Genomic DNA, 5,904 nt, shown 5'->3' with positions numbered 1-5,904 from the left:
GTTTCAGGTTTTGGGTCTGGCTTCACTTCTGGTTTCTGTATTTTTTCAATTACATTAATAGAGTTATATAAAAATTGACTATACGCTTCACGTGTTACAAACATTTTTGGAGAATACATATTACCTCCTGTACCAATTGTAACCCCATTTTCCTCCAATGCACTAATTGCACCATAAGACCAAGAATTTTTATCAACATCTGCAAATTTTGATGTTTTCGTTGCCTTAAATTTAAAAGCATTTGTAAGTACTTGTGCCATTTGTTCACGAGTTAAAATATCATCTGGACCATATTTTCCATCACCAAATCCATTCACAAGTCCTGCTTTAGCAAGTGCTAAGATTTCTTTTTCAAACAAATGTCCTTTAATATCAATAAAAGGATTTTTGAAGCTAGCATCTGCATCTGCTGGTTTTACGTACATATAAATCATACGAGCAACTTGCCCACGAGTTACATTGTCACCAAAACCAAAGATATTATTTCCGTACCCTTGCACTACTCTACGATTTGTTAAATCATAAATTGCTTTGGTAGACCAGTGATTTGCTGGAACATCATTGAATTTTAATGAGTCTGTGTTATCAGCCTTAGCAGTAAATGCTCCTGCTCCTAATAGTGATGTACCCATAATTGTTAGTGCTGTTGCTGTTTTTAAAAATTTGTTTGCCATTCTTTGTTCCTCCAAATATATTAATTTTTTCATAGATTCTTTTATTGTACCGAATTTGCAAATAAATTCCATATATTTTATTTATAAATATTTTTTTAGTAAAAAAACTACACTTTTCAGTATAGTTTCTTACCTCTTTTTATACATATTGATATTTTTAACGGAAATAGATTTGTCCCATTCCTTCTTTGTTAGCCCATATCGGTGCTTTCATACTATCTATCCCTATCATTTTAAAAATAAAGAAGTGATGTTCAGCTTTTATCTTAAAATTCAATGGCTGATTATGATTAACGCGCCCTTTTGTATATTCATATTTCCAGCCATCCATATTCTGCTCTTTCATTTTCTTCTCTATATCAGGAATTAGATTTACGTTTTTCCCTTCATACGTGTACTGAAAACCACCTGTTTGTTCTGCTAACTCTACTGTACTAGAAGCAAAATCATGTGCCTTTATTAACTGCATTCCATACAGTACACCCTCTGGTATAAGAGTTATCAATAGTAAAGAAAGCGTTAGAAAAAGCGCTGTTGTTACTGTATTTTGCATTTCTTACACACCTACTTTTTCTTATTTATTTCACGTTTCCTCCAGCTTTCTTGTTGTCAGAATCTGCTTCATAAATAAATATGTGTTTTGCGTTACTCTTAATGCTGCCTTTCTTTTCATCAAATTGTTTAGTATAACTAGCAGCTTCGGCATCTCCTTCAACGGCAATCATTGCAGGTTGCTCTTGTACGGCATGTGCAGAAAACTCTCGTTTTGATGCAGGGTCCTTAAATGTTGCATTTTGTTTATAAGACTTTTCAAATTCTTTCTTTGCAATTTCTGTGTCAATAGCAATTTCTTCTTGTGCTCGCAAAACACCTACTTTTACGGCTTTATCCATTGCTGTACTTCCAGCACGTTCTAATGCAGACTTATTATCTGTGTGTGTTGTATCTCCAATAATCATATCTGTCATTAAGAATAAACAACCAACAAATAATAATAATGAGGCGACACCTATAATAAATTTTTGCATCTTTCTTCACCCCTCCTTAATTTTCAGACTTCCGAAATCGAAATCCACTTAAAATAGAACTTTTCTTTTGGTTCAACAATTGGTTTGGTAGCAATAACCCTGCTATTTCCTTCATTATTCCTTCTAACTCTTTATAATAGTTCCGACTAGATAGTAACGTACTACTATTTAATTGAGATTCAAATACATCTTCTATCTCATATGGTGGTAAAGCAGTTAATACCTTATCTCCAAAACATTCTTCTACTACTTCATGCTTTAAAAGTGCAGGAGAAAACTTATTCCCAATGATTCTCGTTTTCTCTAAATCTAAGTAAGAAACGAACTTTCTCTCTTTTGTTGTAAGAGGATGCGCTATCTTTAGCAATTGATGCAGATCTGGTTCCACTACAAAGAAGATATAATCTGCCATTTCACATATCTCATGGTATAAATCTTTATCCCAATCGCTCCCTGCATCAATAATAGATATAGGTGCTTCTTGGTTAGCCAATAAAACCTTAATAAAATGGTCAAAGTCCTGCCCTGTTTCGTTTTTCAGCTCTTGGTCCACTATAGGATTCTTTACGATATAATTTATTCTTCCTTGCTTCCATTTTGGAATTGATAATATATCAGATTCCTTCTGTAGCATCTCTTTATATCGCTGCAACATAAATTCACTACGATAGTTTTCTGGTGCTTCTGTATATCCCTTTAATAACGGATACGTATAACCATCATCATATAAATTCTCTATATAATTGACATCAATCTGTAGTTCATTTAAATAAGCAGCTAAAAGATGCGAAACAAAAGTAGCACCACTTCTTCTGTTCATACTGGCTACAACTATTGTTCTTCTTGGAATGGCAATACCAATTTGTTTCTCATATACCGGCTCAAAAGCCAATTTATACTGTTTTTTTATAATTGGTGCTTTTGGCGTTTCCTGCTGGATAGACTTACTCTTTGGTTTGTTTTTAAATAATTTAGATTTAGAGGGAAGTTTACTGTTGCTACCTTCCTCTAATTCACTTAATACTTCCTCTTCTTCCTCATCAACAGGACCTTCGGACAATTTTGTATGTTGCGGTGCCTGACTTGCTCCTACAATTTCCACTACATTTTTAATATCCGATTCCTGTAGCAGCTGCGGTATGACTTTATTATCAATATCAATTTTACGAGAGTTAAAAATGTCATAGATACCTAGATAAATCAGTTTCGCTAAAAATTCATCGTCATTTTCACGCTCTGTAAATACTACAATGCGAATATCCCGCTGAAAGCGAATGTCTCTTAACTTCTGTAAAATAATTAATTCTCGCTTATCTTCGTGTCCCGCATCAATATTTAATCGTTTGTCATTAATACATAAAATATCAGGTTGCTCCGTATCTAGAATTTCATCTAAATACTTTATGTGCATAACATCACTATCAGCTACTTCAAATCCTGCACCAACAAAATCCTCACGTAAATATGCCGTATACACAGTATCGCTAATAGCTAATACAATCTTTTTCATTATAAAAAACTCCTCTTTGATAGAAAATCGCTTTAAAGTAATAGCATGTTTTCAAAAGGCACTTTTGTTGCGTTTTGTATTTTTGTTAATAGTTCGGTGAGAAGTGATTCTATTTCAAATCCCTCCAAATTACATGGCATATTATCAATAAGGTTGTATTTGACTCTAACCTCTAAACGATCCTCGATTTCTTCTAACGGTACCGCACTAAATAAACTTTGTTCATATATAAATCCATCTCGAAGATTTTTTTGTATTTCTGTCTTGTCTTTGTAAACAATGGTTACTTGTGCTAATTCAATAAAAGGGTTATCTAAAGTTAATTTCGTATTCCAGTTTAGACTCCAGATTTCACAACGACCGTCTGCATGCACAACATTAGCAGCTACAGATGGAGTAATTGTAAATAAACGATCTACTGGAACATTTGTAAATGTAGTTGTTTTTCCTTCTACTACTTTCAGTCCTCTTTCCTCACGTTCATGCTCAAGTGCAATTTCCGCACCAAACAATGCAATTTCACAAAACACTTGCTCCATTATGGGTTTAATGCCTTCATACGTTCGAACAGCAAATACACTAAATTCTTGTGTTTCATCCGTTCGAACTAATTCATAAATGCTAAATTCCGCTGCATTTACAATTGCAAAAGGAATATCTTGTACAAAATTAGGATTTGTAAATAGCAAATCCGGAATCACTGTCTCTGGATGTTTGAAAAACTCTAAACCAAGCTGATATCCTTTTAGAAATGCATTCTTAGCAGCAGCTGGGAATAATGTTTCAAATCTTTTGAGACTGCTTTTAAATTGCTTCTCTTCGACCTCGTTATTAAATTCTCTATCTTGTAAAATGTTTACACGATCAGCAAGCAGTAAAAAATAGTAGTTAATAAGAGAATTAATTCTCTCCTCAAAAACTTGATTATCTTTACAATATTTATCAAATCTTCTTTTACTTTCACTAATAATTTCATTCATTCTTTAATACTCTCCTTATCATTTTCTAGTTATTAAATAAAAAAAGACACACCAATGGCAGGTATATGCCCTCGGTGTGTCCGTTTAGCAAGAATTAAATATCTCTCGATTCGTATATTAATTTTAAACAATGAAACTTATGTATAAGATTATCTCTATAATATCTAAATGTCAATACTACTTCGCAACTATTAATTAAACTCACAAAAATAATGCTTCTAATTGATTAACCTTTTTCTTTTTTTGCATATGTCATTTAATCACCTAATTCAGGTAATACTATTAGTATATCTAAGTACAGGGTTTTCACACCAAAATTTCGATTTATATTTACAACTAAATTTCAAAAGTAAAAAACCATTCATTTAATATATTCCTTACTTAGAGAACTTTAGATACAAAACAATCTTTATAGTACTCATAGCATAACTAACAGCAAACAACTAAAACATATTAATGTTATGTAAACAGTAAGGCGGTACAAACACGTTCAGTTGATATTAACATATCAACTGACATTGACATGAAATTACATATTGAGAGATGAATATAAGTTAAACTAACCCATCCAGTTCATACCTAACCCAACTTATTAATTACATATTTCGCAAACAAAGATTATAAAATAACTTTTGAGTTCCTAATTTAATTATTAGACAAAAAAGCATGCAAATGATAAATATACATCCATACCATGTTTTCCTCGTAAGAATTAAAATGACTTTTAGTTTGCGCATACTTAAATTTGAATGATGTACAAAATCATTTCTATTATAGCTAAGTTTCAAAACCATTTCTTCCACTCAAATACTATAAAAACTACAATCTATATTTATAGATTGTAAAGATATTAGCTGCACTTTTTATCATAAAAAAGAACTCATACTTATAGTATGCCCAACTAAATAAGTCTTATACCTGAACATTACAACTGCTATTTATAACTAAATTTCAAATATGCTACACCATTCTTTTTATAAACCTCCTTGGTCAAGAAGGTTTATAAGAAAATCTATCTCCATTTAATTTTCAACACAATTTGAAGCACACAACCCAGACGTGTTAATGTCATATAAACAATTAGCTAACACTAATACCTATGATTGAGATTGACATATCAATTGACATTGATATGAAATGAAACGAAAATGTGTAGATATTAATTTCATATCAATATTTAAGATGTTATATCACTCTGATGATACCCAGATATAAATCAACGCAAAACTATTTGGTAGATCTACATTTAAGTTAATAGAATGTAACAACTAGCAAACCAGCGCATGCTATATTTTATTACCAATTACTTTTATTAACTTTTTAAGGGCTTTAAGTCATAAACACCCATTAGAATAACTAGTATCTCTAAGTCTAAATGGTAGTTTCTATCTCTGATCAACATGACATTAACAATTAGGATGATCCGTCCTTAGTTTGAATAGCTTTTGTTGATGTTATATAAACAATTAACTAACACTAATACCTATGATTGAGATTGACATATCAATTGATATTGATATGAAATGAAACAGAAATGTGTAGATGTTAATTTCATATCAATATTTAAGATGTTATATCACTCTGATGATACCCAGATATAGATCAACGCAAAACTATTTGGTAGATCTACATTTAAGTTAATAGAATGTAACAACTAGCAAACCAGCGCATGCTATATTTTATTACCAATTACTTTTATTAACTTTTTAAGG

General features: G+C 31.5%; 5 protein-coding genes. All 5 read right to left on the bottom strand.

What is annotated here, in order from left to right; genetic code table 11:
- Positions 1 to 707 (bottom strand): S-layer homology domain-containing protein (locus MR167_RS29915; protein ID WP_242316122.1); only part of this gene is annotated, 707 nt, incomplete at its 3' end.
- 124 nt (positions 708 to 831) lie between these two features.
- Positions 832 to 1,227, bottom strand: a complete 396-nt coding sequence (locus MR167_RS29910) for a DUF4320 family protein (RefSeq protein WP_001181741.1) — start codon at positions 1,225 to 1,227, stop codon at positions 832 to 834.
- A 25-nt stretch (positions 1,228 to 1,252) separates the two neighbouring features.
- A complete protein-coding gene (locus MR167_RS29905; RefSeq protein WP_001168875.1) occupies positions 1,253 to 1,702 on the bottom strand; it encodes a hypothetical protein in 450 nt (149 codons plus the stop codon).
- A gap of 16 nt (positions 1,703 to 1,718) precedes the next feature.
- Positions 1,719 to 3,212, bottom strand: a complete 1,494-nt coding sequence (locus tag MR167_RS29900) for a hypothetical protein (protein WP_078994308.1) — start codon at positions 3,210 to 3,212, stop codon at positions 1,719 to 1,721.
- A gap of 32 nt (positions 3,213 to 3,244) precedes the next feature.
- The gene (locus MR167_RS29895; RefSeq protein WP_242316121.1) at positions 3,245 to 4,192 is read right to left on the bottom strand and encodes a hypothetical protein; all 948 of its coding nucleotides are present in this window, start codon (positions 4,190 to 4,192) and stop codon (positions 3,245 to 3,247) included.
- Positions 4,193 to 5,904 lie beyond the last annotated feature (1,712 nt).

It is taken from the genome of Bacillus cereus group sp. BfR-BA-01355, from assembly GCF_022663675.1.
GTDB lineage: Bacteria > Bacillota > Bacilli > Bacillales > Bacillaceae_G > Bacillus_A > Bacillus_A thuringiensis_S.
This window is presented reverse-complemented; position numbering and strand designations above follow the sequence as displayed.

Bases quoted from the DNA above. Each gene is read 5' to 3' on its own strand.
- MR167_RS29910 (WP_001181741.1), bottom strand. From the start codon at position 1,227: ATGCAAAATACAGTAACAACAGCGCTTTTTCTAACGCTTTCTTTACTA.
- MR167_RS29905 (WP_001168875.1), bottom strand. From the start codon at position 1,702: ATGCAAAAATTTATTATAGGTGTCGCCTCATTATTATTATTTGTTGGT.
- MR167_RS29900 (WP_078994308.1), bottom strand. From the start codon at position 3,212: ATGAAAAAGATTGTATTAGCTATTAGCGATACTGTGTATACGGCATAT.
- MR167_RS29895 (WP_242316121.1), bottom strand. From the start codon at position 4,192: ATGAATGAAATTATTAGTGAAAGTAAAAGAAGATTTGATAAATATTGT.